The sequence below is a fragment of the Arachidicoccus sp. genome (genome assembly GCF_050436765.1).
In the GTDB taxonomy this organism is placed as follows: Bacteria; Bacteroidota; Bacteroidia; order Chitinophagales; family Chitinophagaceae; genus Arachidicoccus.
Genome location: NZ_JBNQGD010000302.1, coordinates 38,443 through 56,024, shown reverse-complemented (window position 1 = coordinate 56,024; position 17,582 = coordinate 38,443). Strand labels below are relative to the sequence as shown.

Genomic DNA, 17,582 nt, shown 5'->3' with positions numbered 1-17,582 from the left:
ACCACAAGCCATGGCAATGACAACCGTAAAGGTATGAGGTGCATTGAGCAAAAATAATTTCATCCTTCTGAACCGCTCAATGTCACCGGTAACGATGACACCGCTGTTGGCTTTCGCAAAAGAGAGCACTTTTTTAGAATGGGGCTTAGATGTCTGGATAGCCCACAGGCCATATGCTTCCGACATAATCATTAGCTTGTCATTGTAACCTAGTTTCATCAGGATTTCTTCTCCCTGTTTACCTTTTACTTTACCGGCCACGATTCTATCGACCAGGGAGTCACAGAAATCATTGGCTTCCTTTAGCCAGTCAATAAAGGCAGGCTCCAGCTTATTGATAGCTGCCAATTCTAAACAAATGTCTTTGAGTCTTTTGCCATTGTCTGCGATGAGTTCGGTGGGAATGATGACCAAACCTGCCGTTTGCGCGCCTTCGAAAATTCGGTACCTTTCCCACAGCAAGGCAACTAATTTACCGGGGAAAGAAGCAGGAGCTGTGGTGGTCGATATTTTATCGGTCTTATCTAATACAATGCCCACCTCAGTCGTATTGGAGATGATGACAGACAGATCCTTGTTGTGCGCGCATTTAATAACTTCATCCCATTGTTCTTTCGCGCTCAAAACCCTGCTAATAGAGGCATTCAGGGCATTTTCAGAGATCATTTTCCCATTTTCCCATCCCCTTTTGCACAGCGTATAAAGCCCGTCTTGCTGTTTAAAATCATCTACATTGTTTTGTTGGGTGGATTTTACGATTACTACACGTCCATTAAAAATACCTTGCTTATTGGCATGATCAATATAATCCTCGGGTAAACCTCTTAATAAGACGCCCGTGCCAAATTGTAACACCTTTTCGGGCAAATTCAATATTAAAGAAGAAGGTACCGGTAGGTTGTTTATATGAATCAGATTCGTACGTGATAGCTGTAATAAATCAGTTTCGCCTTGCTGCATTTTGATGTTATTTTATTTTATTGTCTGTTTTAGGAGTTAGCCATTTAATCAAATCCTCCATCGCAGTAAAGTTTTGAAAAGAAGGAGGCAATTTAAGACCATTTGTATATTCATTGTAAAACCAAGGATCCCCAACGGCGAAAACAGTCCCCTTTCCGATAGCCGCGGTGACAGCAATCGTCCGCCCGTTTTTAGTAAGTACTTTCTCGACCTTATTATCTTCAACACGAATGGTAGATAATTCTTTGATATATACCTCGGAAGCAGTCTTGAAAACCGGATTGTTACTTGCTATAGGAATGCCACCCATTTTGAATTCCCTTCCCTTTACCTTGTTGTAACTATCTTCATTAAAAGTAAACCCCAGCATTTGGTCCAGTATATTCAGATGTCTGATATCCGCGTTACCACTATCATTATTCATTATTAGTAATACGCCTCCTTTTTTCACCCAATCGAAAATCGTTTGAGCATAAGCTTTCGTCATATATCTAGGCGTTGGATTCTCGGTAGTAATATCTGCATCCACAATAATATAGACCGCTACACCTTTCAATAATGGCTTTGTGGGGGGATCATAACTTGTCTTGGTTACAAACCCGAAACGATTGAAGGCCTTTCCAAAAATGGAGTAACCGTTATTATCTTCTTCTTCCCACTTGTAGTGAAATGAATGACTATTACCAGCTTTATCGGTTATTTTTTCATTATTAAAATAGCTGTCTAACAAAACTGTTTTATTCTTTCCCAGCGAATAAGTCGTCAGCAAATTCATTTCATTTGTTGCCTGCAAAAATGCACCTAATCCTTTAGGATCATTATCAACTACTTTTTCACGCAGATAATATTCATAGCTTCCATCCCTGTAATGACTGGCATTCCCACCCAAACCACTTACAGAAACAGTTCGGGATAACATTAATTTTCCATCGTTACCAATATGCACAAAATGATGCAGTATACCCCCGTAGCCTTTCTTAGCCACAGGCAAATAAGCGGCCGGTATATAGCCCTTGCGTACTGCTTTTGCCAATGTATAAACAAACATGGAAGATGCCGACGCCTCCAAATAGTTCCCTTGACGGTCAGGGAAATTCAACACATCCCACCAAAGGCCCGTTTGCGGGTCCTGTACTTTTTTAATGGCCTCCGCAAATTGAGAAAGAACCCTAATTAAAGACTTTTTTTCCGGGTTGTTTGCAGGAAAATCATCCAATACATCGACAAGAGCCATTCCATACCAACCCATTGCCCGCGCCCAGAAATTCTCGGAAAGGCCGGTCTTTTTATCTGCCCATTTCTCTTGCCTGGTATCGTTCCAGCCATGATACAATAAACCAGTCTTTGCATCCCGCATATATTTGTTGACCAATAAAAACTGATGCGCGATATCCGCAAAATCTGTCTCTTCCTTAAATTCTTTTGCATATTCACCATAAAATGGTTCTGCCATATACAAACCATCCAACCACATTTGATTGGGATATATTTTTTTATGCCAAAAGCTGCCTTCCTTATTTCTGGGTTGTTGCGCCAGTTGCGTTCTTAAAATTTGGGCAGCTTTAAGATATTTGACCTTTTGCGTTACCTTATAAAGGGTCAATAAATTCCGCCCGTTTAAAACATCATCCAGCTTAAAGTCACTCGACTTATAGGTTTTAATATTTCCATTATCATCTATATAATTATCTATTGCATTTTTTACAAAATTAAAATAAGTGCCATCCCCTGTTGCTTCCCACAATTGCTCTAATGCTGTCCACATTACCCCTTGTGTATAGTTCCACTCCGTAAGTTTTGCGTCGTCACCAGGCTTTGGATTAAAATTATCCATAATGGTGGCTGCAGTCAACTTTGCTATGTCGGTTTTTTGCGCGAAGCAATAGCTTACCAAACAGAAAAACAGGGAGAAAAAAGCAACTCTTAATTTCAATTTCATAGTTTTTTAATTAAAATTTATACTGGAAGCAGCAGTACCATTTAGTAATTGAACTTTAGACGCAGCGTGGTCAACATGGACATTGGCCACATCAATATGATTTGATTTCGATCCGTCTACCGAGAATATTTGCGCTACATTGTTATCGGAAGATAATCCGTCAAATTGTAGTTGTTGCCCATTTAAAATTTTCACCAATGAATTTTTATCAGAGACATTCAAATGCAAATTTTCAATTTTAATATTTTTTGCTTCTTCAATATCCACCCCTTGTTTAGCTTCCAGTGTAATATTCTTAAAAGAAATATCCTGGATATTCATTTCAGGTAAACCTCTGACAAAAATGCCTCTGTTGGCGCCTACACATACAACATTGCTTATTTTAAAATTCTTGAACTGCGGCGTGGCAACGGTTACTGGATACTGTTTTATTTTTACACCCTTTACAGCGCTGGACGTAGCCATATAATACATATCAAAAAGGATGGCATCGCTTTGTATATCTTTCATAAAAATATTAGAGATATAAATATTACTTACAATGCCACCTCTCCCCCTGGTTGTTTTAAAGCGGAGACCATTTTCGGTTCCCATAAAAGAATTATCGTAAACAAAAATATTATTCGCACCGCCGGACATTTCACTGCCAATAACAAATCCGCCGTGTGCATGATAGACAACATTGCCACGTACGATCACATTCTCGGTGGGCATTCCTCTTTCTCTTCCAAAGGCATCTCTACCGGATTTTATACAAATACCATCGTCGCCACAAGTAAGTGTATTGCCTTCAATTAGTACATTTTTGCAAGATTCAATATCCATCCCATCGCCATTTTGCGCATATGCAGGGTTTTTTATGTTAACCTCCTTTATGGAAAGATTTTCACACATCAGTAAATGCAAACACCAGGCGGGAGAATTTTGAAAAGTCGCATTTTCCAACAATACATTTTTACAGTTTTTCAAAACTAAAAGGTTGGGTCTAAAAAAATCCTTCATACCTGTATAGTCGCTCAAAGATTTCCCCGACTGGATATAACCGGCGTCTTTGGTGTTATTACCTTTCAAATAACTTGCCGAGGGATACCAGGTTTGCTTATTTTCACTTAGGATACCTCCATATTGCAAAAGGTCATTCCATTGATCAGGTGTCAATTTACTTTTCTTTACCGAACGCCATACGTCACCGTTACCATCAATGACACCACGACCTGTAATCGCCACATTCTCTAAATTTTCTCCGTAAATAGGAGACTCATTTCTTACCGCCCGATGTCCTTCATAATCACCTTCAGTTAAATGATATTGATCTTTATCTTTCGTAAATAAAACAATGGCATCCCGATTGAGATGCAAGTTTACGTTACTCTTCATTTCCAATGGGCCGGTAAGCCAAACGCCACCTGGTATCAGCACTACGCCACCACCACTTGCGCTTATTTGTGCAATCGCTTTATTGATAATTACCGTATTGAGAAACTGTCCGTCACCCTTTGCATTTAAAGTTTTAATATTAAGCGTATCTTTTTTAAAGGCAGGTAAGACCGGCAAGGCTGGCATGCTTACATGGAAGGATTTTATCATTGCGATGCTGTCCTTTTGAAGGATATTTTGCTGCGCGCAAACCGGCAATGAAAAGCTAATAGCAAGAATACTTAGAACAGATGTAATACGTTTATTCATTTTTTGAAAAATTAACATCCTAAGACAAAGCAACTACGTTCTTGTTCAGAGGAATATGAGCAAATTATAAAATTAAAAGTGCATATAATAGTAGTTAATGGCATTTATTTACGCAATCGATATTGGGAACGATTGCGCTTTTATCAAATGTCAAAAAGATAGTTTTTTAATAAAATATTATTTAAAAAATCAACAAATAGCAATGCCGCCCTTGCGACTATTGACGCAGTTCATGATCGTTTATTGTGACATTTTTGAAAGAAATATCCTTTGCATCGACGGCTTCGTACCCCTTCTTCGCTGTAATATTTATATTAGAGAAATACAAATGATTGACGGGCATTTCAGGTAATCCGGTTAGAGAGATTGCCGTCGATGCGCCTACACAATAAATATTATTCAAATAAAAATCCTGAAACCTCGGAGTCGTTGCATTCAACTGAAAATCACCTGTAGGCTTAGCTTTTTGTTCATAGTAGGTGTTAAAGGCAACGGCCTCGTCGGCAATATTATTCATGTAGACATTATCGATATATATTTGATGCACCAGGCCTCCTCTCCCGCGATTACTTTTCACACGGATACCTATGTCCGTATTGATATAATTGCAATTGCTTACACTGATATTTTCCATGCCTCCGTCTGTGTTACTACCAATAACAAAACCTCCATGAGCGTGGTAAACAATACAGTCTGCTATAAGTATATTTTTCAAACAAGCGGTATCTGTTTTATCGGAAGAAGGCCTGCTTGACTTCATACAAATACCATCATCGCCCGTACTAACGGTGCATTTATAAATAATTACATTCTGACTATTGGAAATATCTATTCCATCGCCATTTTGCGCATACCATTCGTTGTTAATTTTTACATCTCTAATAATTAGATTATCGCAGTATTTAGGGAAAAGCGCAAACTTAGGCGAATTCATAAAGGTAGGTCCGTCAATCAGTACCTTACTGCAATTGACTAAAGAAACCATATAAGGACGCAGGAAATCGCGTGCCGGCAACAAATCATCAGCCGTTACTTGTTTATGTTCTTTTTGTATTTTTTTTATATATGCTTCGCCATCCATGGCTTCTTTAGTAGGCCACCACATTTTACCATCCGCACTGACTATCCCTCCTTGTTTTAGTAAATTTTTCCACTGTCCCTCCGTTGTCTTCTCCTTCTTAATGGGTCTCCAGCTGTCACCAGAACCATTCAGAATACCTTTTCCGGTAATGGCTACATCATGTAATTTGTATCCATAAATCGGATTCTTGACAAAAAATGTACGGCTTTTGGCTGAACTAGCAATAATGGGGAACAAGCTATGGTCCTTGGTAAACAACAAAATAGCTCCCAATTCTACATGAAGATTGATTTTGCTTTTTAATTCTATCGGCCCCGTAAGCCATAGACCGGGTGGAATAGTAACCTTACCTCCGCCCCTACGCGCGCATTCATCAATCGCCTTGGTAATAGCTTCTGTATTTAAAGTGTGCCCATCGCCTACTGCACCAAAAGATGTAATATCAACGCTAATGTCGGGAATATTAGGTAACACCGGCGCAGTCATTTTAAACGGTGCCGCACTTACATATTTCTCTATCTCCGCTTTCAAATTTTCTTGTGCCGAGGCTTGCATAAAAAAGCCAAAGCTTAGAAGAAAAACAGCAGCAATCATTCGGATTTGCTTAAAGTTCATTTCCAATATTTAATTTTTCTTAAATTATACTGCCTGATAGACAAACACTTATCAGGCAGTATATTGTCTTATCACCTCCATCTTGGGTCCCCTGTTGAACTTTTGCCTGCAAAAGCCCCATCTTTGAAACTAAAGTTTCCATTGTCCGGGTCCACGAACAAATCATAAGATGTTCCACTGTAACTGCTGGTTCCAACCAATGGATTCGCACTAAATATGCAATCCGCAGTTTGATAACAATTATTGAAGACGGCGCCGCCGCTTGACTTAATACCATTTGCGTTGCTAGGATCCAATGTCTTACCAAATAGGCAATTGGTAAAGGCAAAGGAAGTTGGGAATACAGCGGAATAGTTTACAAAATACCCACTTTGATTAATCATATTATCAAAAGTGCAATTATTTACTTTTAGGGAAGTAGTAGTCACACCATCCTGACGAACAAAATAATAGAAATCACTAAAGGTGCAATTGTCGATTTCCATATTATCAAACAAAGCGTTACTGCTTCCGCTGGCATAAAATACAGCATATTTTGCACCAATACCAATGCTATCAATAATGCAATTATTCATATAGAAATTAGCAACTTTATCGCCGGATGTTTTCATACGAATAAACGAGTTGTTATAAACCCCTTCGGTCGTGCAATTAAGAATGCTCATCTTTCCAATAGTAGCCGGTTTACTGATATTCATAAAATAACTAGCACCGTTTGCGAGCAATGTCAAATCAGAGAATGTTATTGAATCAATTGTACCCGATGCATCTAAATTGGTTGCCAGGGCTATTGTCGCTGGGCTTCCAAAGCCGAGGCCACTTTCGATTGTCAGCGACTGATCAATTACATAGCTGGTCGCAGACATATCATAGGTCATACCTCTGTCTAATAATACCACGCTTCCATTAGGAATTCCACTTACCAATGTATCATTCAAAATATTGGCATCGGCAATACCCCTTAGGTCGACGATGTTATTTCCTACTTGTGACAACTTCGTCGTAAAACTTAACAAGCCTTTGCTTTTTGTACCGGCGAAAATTTCAGCGGTGTATTTGGTATTTGACAGTAACCCCTTTGCGATAATCTCACCTGCTGTATTGATACTGTCAGTAATAGGAACTTTTATAACATTGGCCGCAGGATCTGTTAGGTCAATTTCAGTCACCCCGGGAGTAGTTGTCCATGTCAACCTAACTTTATTATCTATAATATCGGAAGATTGTAATGGATTAAAAATTTGTATTCCAACTAATGTAAACCCAACCGTATCTTTTACCCAAGATGATTCACTCGAAGTTCCGGAGGCATTGGCTTTTACGCGAACATAATATTTAGTTCTATCGCGCAATGTATCATCGGTAACTGTTCTAAAGTTTGCGTTCACCACTATAGATAAATCCGGGGTTGTAGCAAAACTGGAATCTTTTGATATTTCCACTGTATAGCTCACCTGCTTTGCTGCAGAATAAAGCGATGCCGGCCAAGAAATATATGCGGCGGTGTCTCCTCCTGTAATAGAAATAGAAGTCGGTGTAAACATCCTACTAGGGTTAAAATAGTCTATGGATGACTTTTTGCAGGAAAAAGCAGTAATAGCTATTAAGACAACCATACCTATTAAAGAGATATTTTGAAATTTTATTTTTGTCATGTCCTTATTCATTTTATTTATTCTATTAAGACAATTTATTTAGTAACCATAATCCTGCTTAAGATTTGGATTGGCATCTATAGTGCTTTGGGGCAGAGGCAATAATTCACTATGATTTGGCTTAAACCCTTCTGCAAAGTATTGAAGATTACCACCCAAAATATTACTAATCCAAGTTACAGAAGTTGCACCGGGTGGTGTCGTCGTAGCGGAAGGGTGATAGAAAGAGGATATCCAGTTAATAGTTGTCGTGGATGGCCCTGCGACATAATACATTTTTGCGGGCAAAGTATCATAAGGGGCTGCATTATTACTAAGGGCTGCAAGTGCCAGCTTGGTTTCACTTAATTTAGTGCCCAAAGAATCCCATCTAATTAAATCATACTTACGAATGCCTTCTGTACCAAGCTCTAATGCCCTTTCATTAACGATTGCATTAAAAAACCCTGCCTTATCGCTTGGAGTAGTTCCCATTTCACTTAGGTTTCCGACAAATGCACGTTTTCTCACTTGCTCATAAGCATCTATTGCAGCGGCAGTAGGGCCATTATTAATTTCATTTTCAGCTTCAGCATACATCAGCAGTACATCTGCGTACCGAAGAATGGGCCAGTTCAAACCAAAATTTTGAGCCTGATTACTAATATCAATTGTTGGATTGGTAATCCAGTTACGCCTGAATTTACCATCAGCCAAGCTAGATAACCCAACAGCCGATAATGTGTTATCACTATTTATTTTGTAAGGAGCAATCGTAACATCTCGACGGGTATCTACAGAATCGAACATATAGAAATAAGTTGGCAAAATAGTTAGACTCCCGTTAGGACCATTATATTTCCCCAATTTACTATCTGTACTGGATGTGCCTCCACTCATGGCCACTTGAAACATAAATTCGCCATAAGGGTCTATTTGGTGTGCATCTAATTGATTCTGCCACAAATCCTGAAAACTCGGATCGAGTTTATGCTCGCCGGATTGAATAATATCCGCACACTCCTGATCGGCTATTTTATAATAGTCCAAATAATTGGATCCTCTTTCCATTTGATTATCCCTTCTTAAAGAATAACCGCCCCGGAATAATGCAATCCTTGCTCTCAAACCTTTTACCGCACCCTTTGTAATACGCTCATCATTTGGATCACCCAGTGCACTTACACCTGAACGCCAAGGAACTAAATCTTCTGCGGTTTTTAAGTCATTCAAAATATGGTCATAGATGGTATCTCTATCTGTTTTTGCTAAGAATAAATTAGGAATATCCGAAGAAGGTACCCATTGAGCCGGAACATCGCCCCAATTTCTTATTAATTCAAAATAATACTGGGCTCTTAGGGTAAGTGCTTCCCCATACAGTCTTTGCAATTCTCCTTTTTGCTGGGCTGTACCGTTACTATATAAACTCATTTGCGGAATGTATTTGATACACAAATTGGCTCTTTCAACGCCGGCATACATTTGATTGAATGGTTTGTATATTTGTTGGTTGCTCGATGTAAGGTTATACCTTCCTATATCTCTTCTATCTCCATCATTATGCCCTCCGGCTCCCATCATCAAATCATTGTCATACGGAAAATACATACTGACACGAATACCGTATCCATTATCTCCGGTCATCTCCTGATAGGCACCATAGACTGCCTTTTGCGCATTCGCAACAGTTCCGAAAACCACGTCCGGACCGAAAGATGAAACGGGATTGAGCGTTAAATACTTCTTACAGGAAGAAAGTTGTAATACGCCTACCGAAAGGAATAAAGCGTAATAAATTATTGATTTAATCTTCATGATATAAAATGTTTTTAATTTTTTAAAGGGTAACATTCACGCCAAAGATGAAAGAACGGGCACGCGGATAAGCAGAATAATCTACACCTGGCGTCATTGGTACACTTCGTCTTGTATTTACTTCGGGATCGTAACCTGAATAGCCTGTTATTACGGCCAAGTTATTAAGAGTACCATATACTCTAAACTTTTTTATACCTACTTTACTCAATAGGCTTTTAGGCAATGTATAGCCCAGCGTGATATTATTAATTCTAAGGAAAGATCCATTTTCAATTGCCCAAGATTGTGGTGTCCAAGAACTACCGGTAGTCATAGGCTGCCATAAGGTGGCATTCTTATTAAGCGCTGCTAATGCCGTTGGGTCGGTTACTACCTGACCTTGCGGATTAACGGTTTTCCATCTGTTGTTATCTATGGCCAATAAATTAGCACCAACGGTATAACCGCTGCTAAACTCCAATTTATTATCATTGACTATATCATTTCCAACTTGAAAATTAAGAAAGATGCTCATGTCAAAATTCTTATAAACAAATTGCTGATTGAGTCCACCAAAGAATTTAGGATTGGCATTACCTATAATTTTTCGGTCATTATTCAAATCGACAATAGAGTCTCCGTTTAAATCTTTAAATTTAATTGTACCCGGTTGCGGGGTACCGGTAATTTTAGAATCGTTTACTACCCCGGCTTTGAGTGTATAAGGTTGCTTTGTATTATTAGGATCATAATCAAAATCGTCTACTGTATAGAATCCATCATTTACCAAACCATACATACTTCCCACGGGTGCTCCTACTTTTACAATAAAATCATCCGGGTTAGCGCTACCCGCCCAACCGGAGTTAACTGTAAAATATTGTTCTCCCCCAAGGCTGAGTACTTTGTTTTGATTGGTGGAAATATTAAAGTTGGCACTCCATAAGAAATTTTTATTTTCAATAATGGTTGCATTTAATTGCACTTCCAACCCATTGTTAGAAGTAGCGCCTACATTCTGATATTGTTTTTCATATCCCGATGTAGTTGGTACGGTAACATTTACCAACAGGTCTTTGGTTTTGTTTCTGTAATAATCAGTCGTTAGTTGAATTCTGTTTCTTAGAAACGAAATATCCAGACCTATATTTCTAGAAATATTAGACTCCCATTTTAAATGAGAATTAACAAGTCCAACAGGTCCAAAAGCCGTGCTCAACTGATTATTCAATCCGTAATAATTTGAAGAAGTTGAGAACTGCGTAAGATAAAGAAAGCTTGGAATTCTATTGTTACCGGCTTCTCCATAGCTTAAGCGTAATTTCATATCAGAAATTACCGGCTTCAGGCTTTGCATAAATTTTTCTTTCGAAATTCTCCAAGCTAAAGATGCCGAAGGAAAATAGCCCCAATGGTTTTCGGGGGAAAAAACGGATGAGCCGTCTGCTCTCATACTTAAGGAGGCTAAATATTTATCCTGAAATGCATAATTTACGCGGGTAAAAAAAGAAGATATTCTTTGTTCATCCTGATTGGTTGTTGGCAAAGGCTCAGCATATCCTATTGGAGGGCTTGCCAAATTCAAATTACCCAAGGCCTCACTGGCTGTCGTCCCCAATGGAAAAAATCGCTGTACAGTATTTTGACTTTCATTTTGCACCTGGTAAGACTCTTCTCCTAAAATCCAATCAATTTTATTGCTTTTATTAAATGCTCCGCCCAATTGCCTATTGGTTAGCGTAAATACGTTGGAGTTATCAAAAGTATATCTGTCGGTAGTTGCAATAGTTGCGATCGGCATTCCGTTACCATTGGAAATTGCGTTGGAGGTAATGCTATCGTCAAATGAATTGGTTTTAGTAGGATAATAATCGTACCCGGCTGTCGTTCTAAAACTCAGGAACTTTGTGATGGTCCAATCAGCATAGCCACTCAGATTTATTCTGGTTTGGTATTGTTTTCTGTATTGCGCATTGATCAACAATAGTGGATTCACGATATACAAGCCGTTGCCTGAAGTATTGTCCAATAACTCAGGATCGTAGTAAGAAACGGATTGACCTGGGGCCAGATAAGGTATATACCTGACTGCCTGCCTGAGAAAATTCAGTCCACTACTTCCCGGATTGGATGTACCTTGACCATCAACCGATTGGTTGTTGAACTTTACATTAAAGCCAACTTTCAGTTTGTCAGTGACTTTGTGTGTAAGGCGGAAATTGACTAATTTTCTATTGTAATCAGATCCTATCATTACAGCCTGTGCTTCATTATCTGAAAGGCTTAAATCAAACTGCGTTTTACTATCGCCGCCACTTACACTCACATTATGTGTTTGCATAAAAGCACTTCTGCCAAATACCTGGTCCTGCCAATTAACAGCGGGTGCATTTTTATATAAATCGATATCAGCAAAGTTTCCGTAAGAAGTCGTGAATCCACTTTCTAGTGTAGAATTACCACGGCTCCTTTCGTATTGATAAAACACAAAATCATAAGGATCCATTACATCGAGTTTTCTATTCACTTGTTGCCAGCCAACAAATCCGTTATAAGTAACCGTAGAGTGACCCGGCTGCCCATTTTTTGTTGTAATAATAACCACCCCATTCGCGCCTCTGGCGCCATAGATTGCTGTAGCGGACGCATCTTTCAATACATCGATCGTTTCGATATCTTGAGGCGATAACGTCGAAAGTGCATTATCTTCAATCATTCCATCTACCACGTACAAAGGAGAATTATCTTGTGTGATAGATCCTCCCCCACGCACCCTTATGGAGACTTCTGCGTTAGGGGATCCCTCTGATCCCGTGACCTGCACGCCCGCCAAACGGCCGGCTAACGCCTCCTCTGCCGAATTGATCGGAATATCTTTCAATTGTTTTGCTGTAACAGAAGAAACAGCGCCCGTTAGGTCCTTTCTGCTGATAGTTCCATATCCGATTACGACTACATCATTGAGGTCATTTGTACTTTGTTTTAGGACAATCAGAATTTTCTGGTTATCACTCTCTACTATTATCGATTGATCACTATAACCGGTGTAAGTAAAAACTAAGGTTGGGTTCTTCACTTTCGCTTTGGAAAGATTAAGGGTGAAATTCCCAGAAGCATCAGTAAGAGTACCAATATTCATCTGTTTTAGTTTTACTGAAACGCCATCTAAAGGTTGTCCTTTTTCATTGGTTACATGACCGGAAACAACCCCCTTCTGTGCGAATGCAACAGTTGTAAAACAAAGCAGAAAAATAAATAGGATATTTTTTTTCATTTGCGGAGTAATTTTTTTAGTGAGTGAAAGTATTTGGTTTTTCTTAACACCAAAGTAGAGGATTAAAAAATTAATTATCATTTGTTAGTTACAAAAATTTACGCAATCGATGTCGGTATCGATTGCAATAAATGTATTTTTTACATTAATATGTTGAAATCAGATTAATCAGCGACTACCTTGTGTTGGCCTTGTTAAATAATTTTGAACAGATTAGATTTTTGAATGTTTTTTTAATAGGCGATTTCCCATTTTAAAATAAAATCCTCTGTAATTAAAACATTAACAGATAAACTTAACCTAAGTCTAAAATTTATCTTTGGGGTTATTATAGAAAGGACACAAACGACATTCTATTCTGAAATCGAACCAATAAAAATACGGTTGCCTAACTATAATAAACAAAAATAGATGGCAACGTTGGTATAAAGAATCGACAAAAAATAAAAATAAATTCTTCTATGTCAGGAAGTGAAAATGGCTTAAAACAAGGGGGTATGTCGATTTGGCATTTGAAGAGAGGTAGTCTCCAGCTGATCTTCCCGAGTTATGCCTCATGACTCATTTTAACTAGTTTATTGATTTTAAATAGATTATATTCAAAATTATGCCTGTAATTACAATTTACTGTCCTTTTTTTGATTTCAAAAATTAGACAGTAATATTAGTTTATTGTCCTTTTTTTTGACTTGTCGTTGCAACATTCAAGAATCTCGATGCAGTTCTAACAGAGCAATTAGAAAGACAATTCGCAGGGCCGAACCTAAGCATTTTCCGATTTGCATATACATCGATTGATGTGGATATAATTACCACAGAAAGTAGGGAAAAAATAGAAGCCATGTTAAGCGAAATATGCAAAACAGGCGTTTTTACAAAGTGGGAGCCGGATGAACACAGAAGTTCAGGCTTACAGCAAAACAAGGCAAAGAATCGAGGAGAAGATAGCCAAATAATGACTATCTTCTCACTTGATTTTAAGGACTAAGAAACTTGCTCAACTATTGGTTGGGCAACCCGTAACCGTTGGTAACTTTTCCGTTAGAACTGATAAGGGTTGCTGAAGGAATTGGCCAATAATACCTGGGTGCATCGGTAGCTGACGTTATTCCGGATAGAATATTATGTTGATAGCTGGTAAAATTGTTGACAATGTCAATTCCCCAATTGGTCTTTTTATAACCCTGACCTACTAACAAAGCTGCTACTGGCCCGTTCGGATCAATATAACTAAATAATCCTTCGATAGCCACATTATGCGGGGCGGATGCGACGACACCACTACCTGCCAGCGTGCTATAATCATATTGGCCTCTCCAGCCTGGATAAAGCGCCGGATTCGTCGTATCAGCATCAAAGGTCAATGGATTTGCTAGACTTACCATTTTAGTATAGATATAATTAGATATAACATTCCCGTTAGCAAAGCTGTGATATCCTTTGGTACTGAGGTCGCTTACCATCGCTTGCATCGCTTGCTGTACAGCTATTGCATCTGCAGAAAAGTTGCCTGACCGTATCATGTCCCAGCGTCTTGTTCCTTCGCCAACCAATTCGAGCTTACGTTCCTCATATACGGCTGCAGTTAATGCAGCACCGGTTAGTCCGCTTATATCGTGACTGCCATTACCAAAAGCTCTTTCCCGAATTTGGTTGACCAAACTAATAGCGTCACCACTCTCACCCAATTTAGATTTGACCTCTGCCAGCATTAACATCACATCTGACATTCTCAAAACACACCAGTCCATACCCGAAACTCTTTGAGCAGCAGTGTAGGGTGGATTCATTTTATTGTCATCCCATTTATTGATGGCAATCCCTCCACTTGTTTTATTACCTGGAACAAAAGACAGCATTGTTTCATTGCCCTTTCCAGTACTTCCGGTAACCGTTACACTAGCATCTCGACGTTTATCTCCGTTGATATAGTCGCCATAGTAAAAAGTCGGAATAATACGAAGTGCGTCAAAAGTCTTGGTAGGAAATGCATTGCTACTGCCACCGGCTGAAGGACGGCCAAAAGCATAGGGATATTCGCTCGTTGTGGTTTGACCTGAAGGTCCGGATTGTATATTACCTACTTCAAACAAATACTCGGGAGATACCTGTAGATCATTAAAATACTGAAAAACACGCTGATATGGATTGTTTGCGTAGGTCCTGTTGTCAGACGTAATTAAATGACAGGTACCTGCATTCGTAATAGCCAATTGTAAATATTGATCAGCTATTTTGAAATAATTAAGAGAATCACTACGTTGTGCATAGGCACAATTATTCGCTTGTGTACCTTTAGTAATGAATTTTACATTTCCATATAGTCCCGGTACATCTGTCCTTATCGTTTGATAGCCGCCCGAAAAAAGTGCCAACTCTCCTATTAATGCATCGCAATAGGTTCTTGATAGACGTTCGGCTGTTAAGCCACCCTGCCCTAAAACATACATAAAGGGTTCCGCAGCTTTAAGAGAAGAAATAAGGGTGTCGTATATATCAAACCTGGAATTTAAGCCATAATCGACTACATAACTATTCTCATATCCATAGGGTACATCGCCAAAATGTTTTATCAAATCAAAATAACACATGGCCCTCATCGTCATGGCTTCACCATATAGCTGAGTCCAATCGGAAGTATTACCAGCGGCTACATCAGCCTGATAAGCCGGTTTGGCAGCAATAAGTTGGGCTACCTTGGATGCATAGGCAATAGTCGTATAGAGATTATTAAATCCGGTCGCCATTGCATCAACAGGTATCAGGGAAGGCTGTAAAATTGCATTTAGGTTATTACTGGAATTTGCCTCTGGATACATTTCGATATCCGAACCAATGGGATCATTCCATCTATATGTCCCCATAATACAGTTCTGACGATAATTGGCATAACACCAAGAGAGTACTTCAAATGTCTGTGAAGGCGTCGAAGTGACGAATTTATCGTCCACATTGGACGGTGAGGAAACATCCAAATAACTTTTCTTACACTGTGAAAAAATGACACACAATATAAATACTGCTATATAATTGATTAATCTTTTCATAATTGGAATTTTTTAGTTGTTAAAAGCTAACATTTAGGCCGAATACAAATGAACGTGCACGTGGATAAGTCCCATAATCGAACCCTATGGTAGGATAGGTCGCATGGTTGTGCACCGGATCAGTATTTACTTCAGGATCAATTCCGGAATATCCGGTAATTGTAAGCACATTATAAACACTACCATATACACGAATACGACTTATTCCGGCCTTTGATGTTAAGGCCTTCGGCAAAGTATATCCCAAAACAAGCGTATTTAAACGTAAATATGAACCATTTTCAATACCTAGTGACGAGGCTCCAACTACCTCATTATATGATAAGGGTAAAGTTGCATTCTTGTTTGCCGCGTTTAATTGATCCGGTGTAGTCAGTCGTATAAGTTGCCCATTTTCGACATCATAAATCTTATAGGAACTGTTCATAAAAGCCAACTTATTCTGGTAAACTCCTTGTTCCTTTGGCCCATACAAGTTAGCTAGTTTATTGGCATTGTAAATTTGATTACCATAACTCCAATTCAAATAAGCCCCGAAATCAATTCCTTTGTAACTAGCACTAAGATTGAAACCACCTGTATTTTTTGGATTCATATTTCCGATAACAGAAACATCATTATCATCTATTACACCATCACCATTCAAGTCTTTATACTTTGGAAGCCCCGGGTAGGCAATCTGACCGGATGGACGGTCGGCAGCAGAAAGTCCATGTACAACAGACATCCAACTACCAATATCGGGTACGCCACTCTTTAAAGTGTACATTCCGTTGGAAGTATTGTAATCAAAATCAGCAGGCGTATAAACTCCTTCATAGGTTAGACCACGAACTAATCCAACTGGGTGACCTGGTTGTAAGACATAATCGTTTGATGGAAAAGAAGCGGAAGTACCCGCCCAAGCAGTAGTATAAAGCCCGGTTACATCGGGCGCTAAATCATCCACATTGTTCTTGTTGAAGTTTATGTTACCGCCTGCACTTACTCTCCAATCCTTATTTTCGAAAATTAACCCGGTTAGCGAGAGTTCTAATCCCTTGTTACTAGTTTGACCAATATTGGCATAAATCGAAGTAAAACCCGAAACCGCCGGATTAGAGGTCAACATAAGGAGGTCTCTGGTGGTATTCCAATAGACATCCACTGTTCCCGATAAACGATTATTAAAGAGGGAGAAATCGGTTCCGGCATCCCGTGTGATGGTTGTCTCCCATTTAAGGTTTGGATTGGCCAGCGCCGAAGAAGCCAGGCCATAAGCAGACTGTGGAACACCATTAAGATCATACTCCTGTCTTTGATCGGTTACAGATCCCCATTGTTGTGACCATAAATTAGCACTAATACCATTATTACCCACTTCACCTAAAGAAGCTCTAATCTTTATATTATTCAACCAATTGATGTGCTGCATAAAAGGTTCTTGTGATAATTTCCATGCAACCGCTCCGGCAGGAAAATATCCCCACCTGTGTTCAGGCGAAAACTTCGAAGAACCATCTGCACGAAAGGTAGCGGTAAACAAATACTTGTCCAGCAAAGTATA

General features: G+C 39.1%; 9 protein-coding genes and 1 pseudogene. 1 reads left to right on the top strand and 9 read right to left on the bottom strand.

Going from position 1 to position 17,582, the window contains the following annotated elements; all coding sequences use genetic code 11:
• The 7 genes and pseudogenes from ACQR30_RS13205 to ACQR30_RS13175 form a co-directional block, all read right to left on the bottom strand.
• A pseudogene (locus tag ACQR30_RS13205) lies at nucleotides 1-960 on the bottom strand (tagaturonate reductase); the annotation flags it as partial.
• A 7-nt stretch (nucleotides 961-967) separates the two neighbouring features.
• Nucleotides 968-2,899 carry a glycoside hydrolase family 88 protein gene (locus ACQR30_RS13200; RefSeq protein ID WP_429735865.1) on the bottom strand — a complete coding sequence of 644 codons (1,932 nt, stop codon included), beginning with the start codon at nucleotides 2,897-2,899 and terminating at the stop codon, nucleotides 968-970.
• A gap of 6 nt (nucleotides 2,900-2,905) precedes the next feature.
• Entirely contained in the window at nucleotides 2,906-4,585 is a 1,680-nt protein-coding gene (locus tag ACQR30_RS13195; protein ID WP_429735862.1) for a glycoside hydrolase family 28 protein, read from the bottom strand.
• Nucleotides 4,586-4,802: 217 nt separating this feature from the next.
• Nucleotides 4,803-6,281, bottom strand: coding sequence for a glycoside hydrolase family 28 protein (locus ACQR30_RS13190; protein WP_429735859.1), 1,479 nt, complete (start codon nucleotides 6,279-6,281; stop codon nucleotides 4,803-4,805).
• Between the two features lie 71 nt (nucleotides 6,282-6,352).
• On the bottom strand, nucleotides 6,353-7,936 hold the full coding sequence (locus ACQR30_RS13185; RefSeq protein WP_429735856.1) for a DUF5123 domain-containing protein: 1,584 nt from the start codon (nucleotides 7,934-7,936) through the stop codon (nucleotides 6,353-6,355).
• A gap of 39 nt (nucleotides 7,937-7,975) precedes the next feature.
• A complete protein-coding gene (locus tag ACQR30_RS13180; RefSeq protein WP_429735853.1) occupies nucleotides 7,976-9,733 on the bottom strand; it encodes a RagB/SusD family nutrient uptake outer membrane protein in 1,758 nt (585 codons plus the stop codon).
• A 22-nt stretch (nucleotides 9,734-9,755) separates the two neighbouring features.
• A complete protein-coding gene (locus tag ACQR30_RS13175) occupies nucleotides 9,756-12,989 on the bottom strand; it encodes a SusC/RagA family TonB-linked outer membrane protein (RefSeq protein WP_429735851.1) in 3,234 nt (1,077 codons plus the stop codon).
• A 799-nt stretch (nucleotides 12,990-13,788) separates the two neighbouring features.
• Here ACQR30_RS13175 and ACQR30_RS13170 point away from each other — a divergent pair.
• Nucleotides 13,789-13,977, top strand: a complete 189-nt coding sequence (locus ACQR30_RS13170) for a hypothetical protein (RefSeq protein ID WP_429735849.1) — start codon at nucleotides 13,789-13,791, stop codon at nucleotides 13,975-13,977.
• Between the two features lie 13 nt (nucleotides 13,978-13,990).
• On the opposite strand, the gene ACQR30_RS13165 is transcribed toward ACQR30_RS13170, so the two are convergent.
• Nucleotides 13,991-16,036, bottom strand: coding sequence for a RagB/SusD family nutrient uptake outer membrane protein (locus tag ACQR30_RS13165; protein WP_429735847.1), 2,046 nt, complete (start codon nucleotides 16,034-16,036; stop codon nucleotides 13,991-13,993).
• Nucleotides 16,037-16,055: 19 nt separating this feature from the next.
• A partial coding sequence (locus ACQR30_RS13160) for a SusC/RagA family TonB-linked outer membrane protein (RefSeq protein WP_429735846.1) occupies nucleotides 16,056-17,582 on the bottom strand: 1,527 nt, incomplete at its 5' end.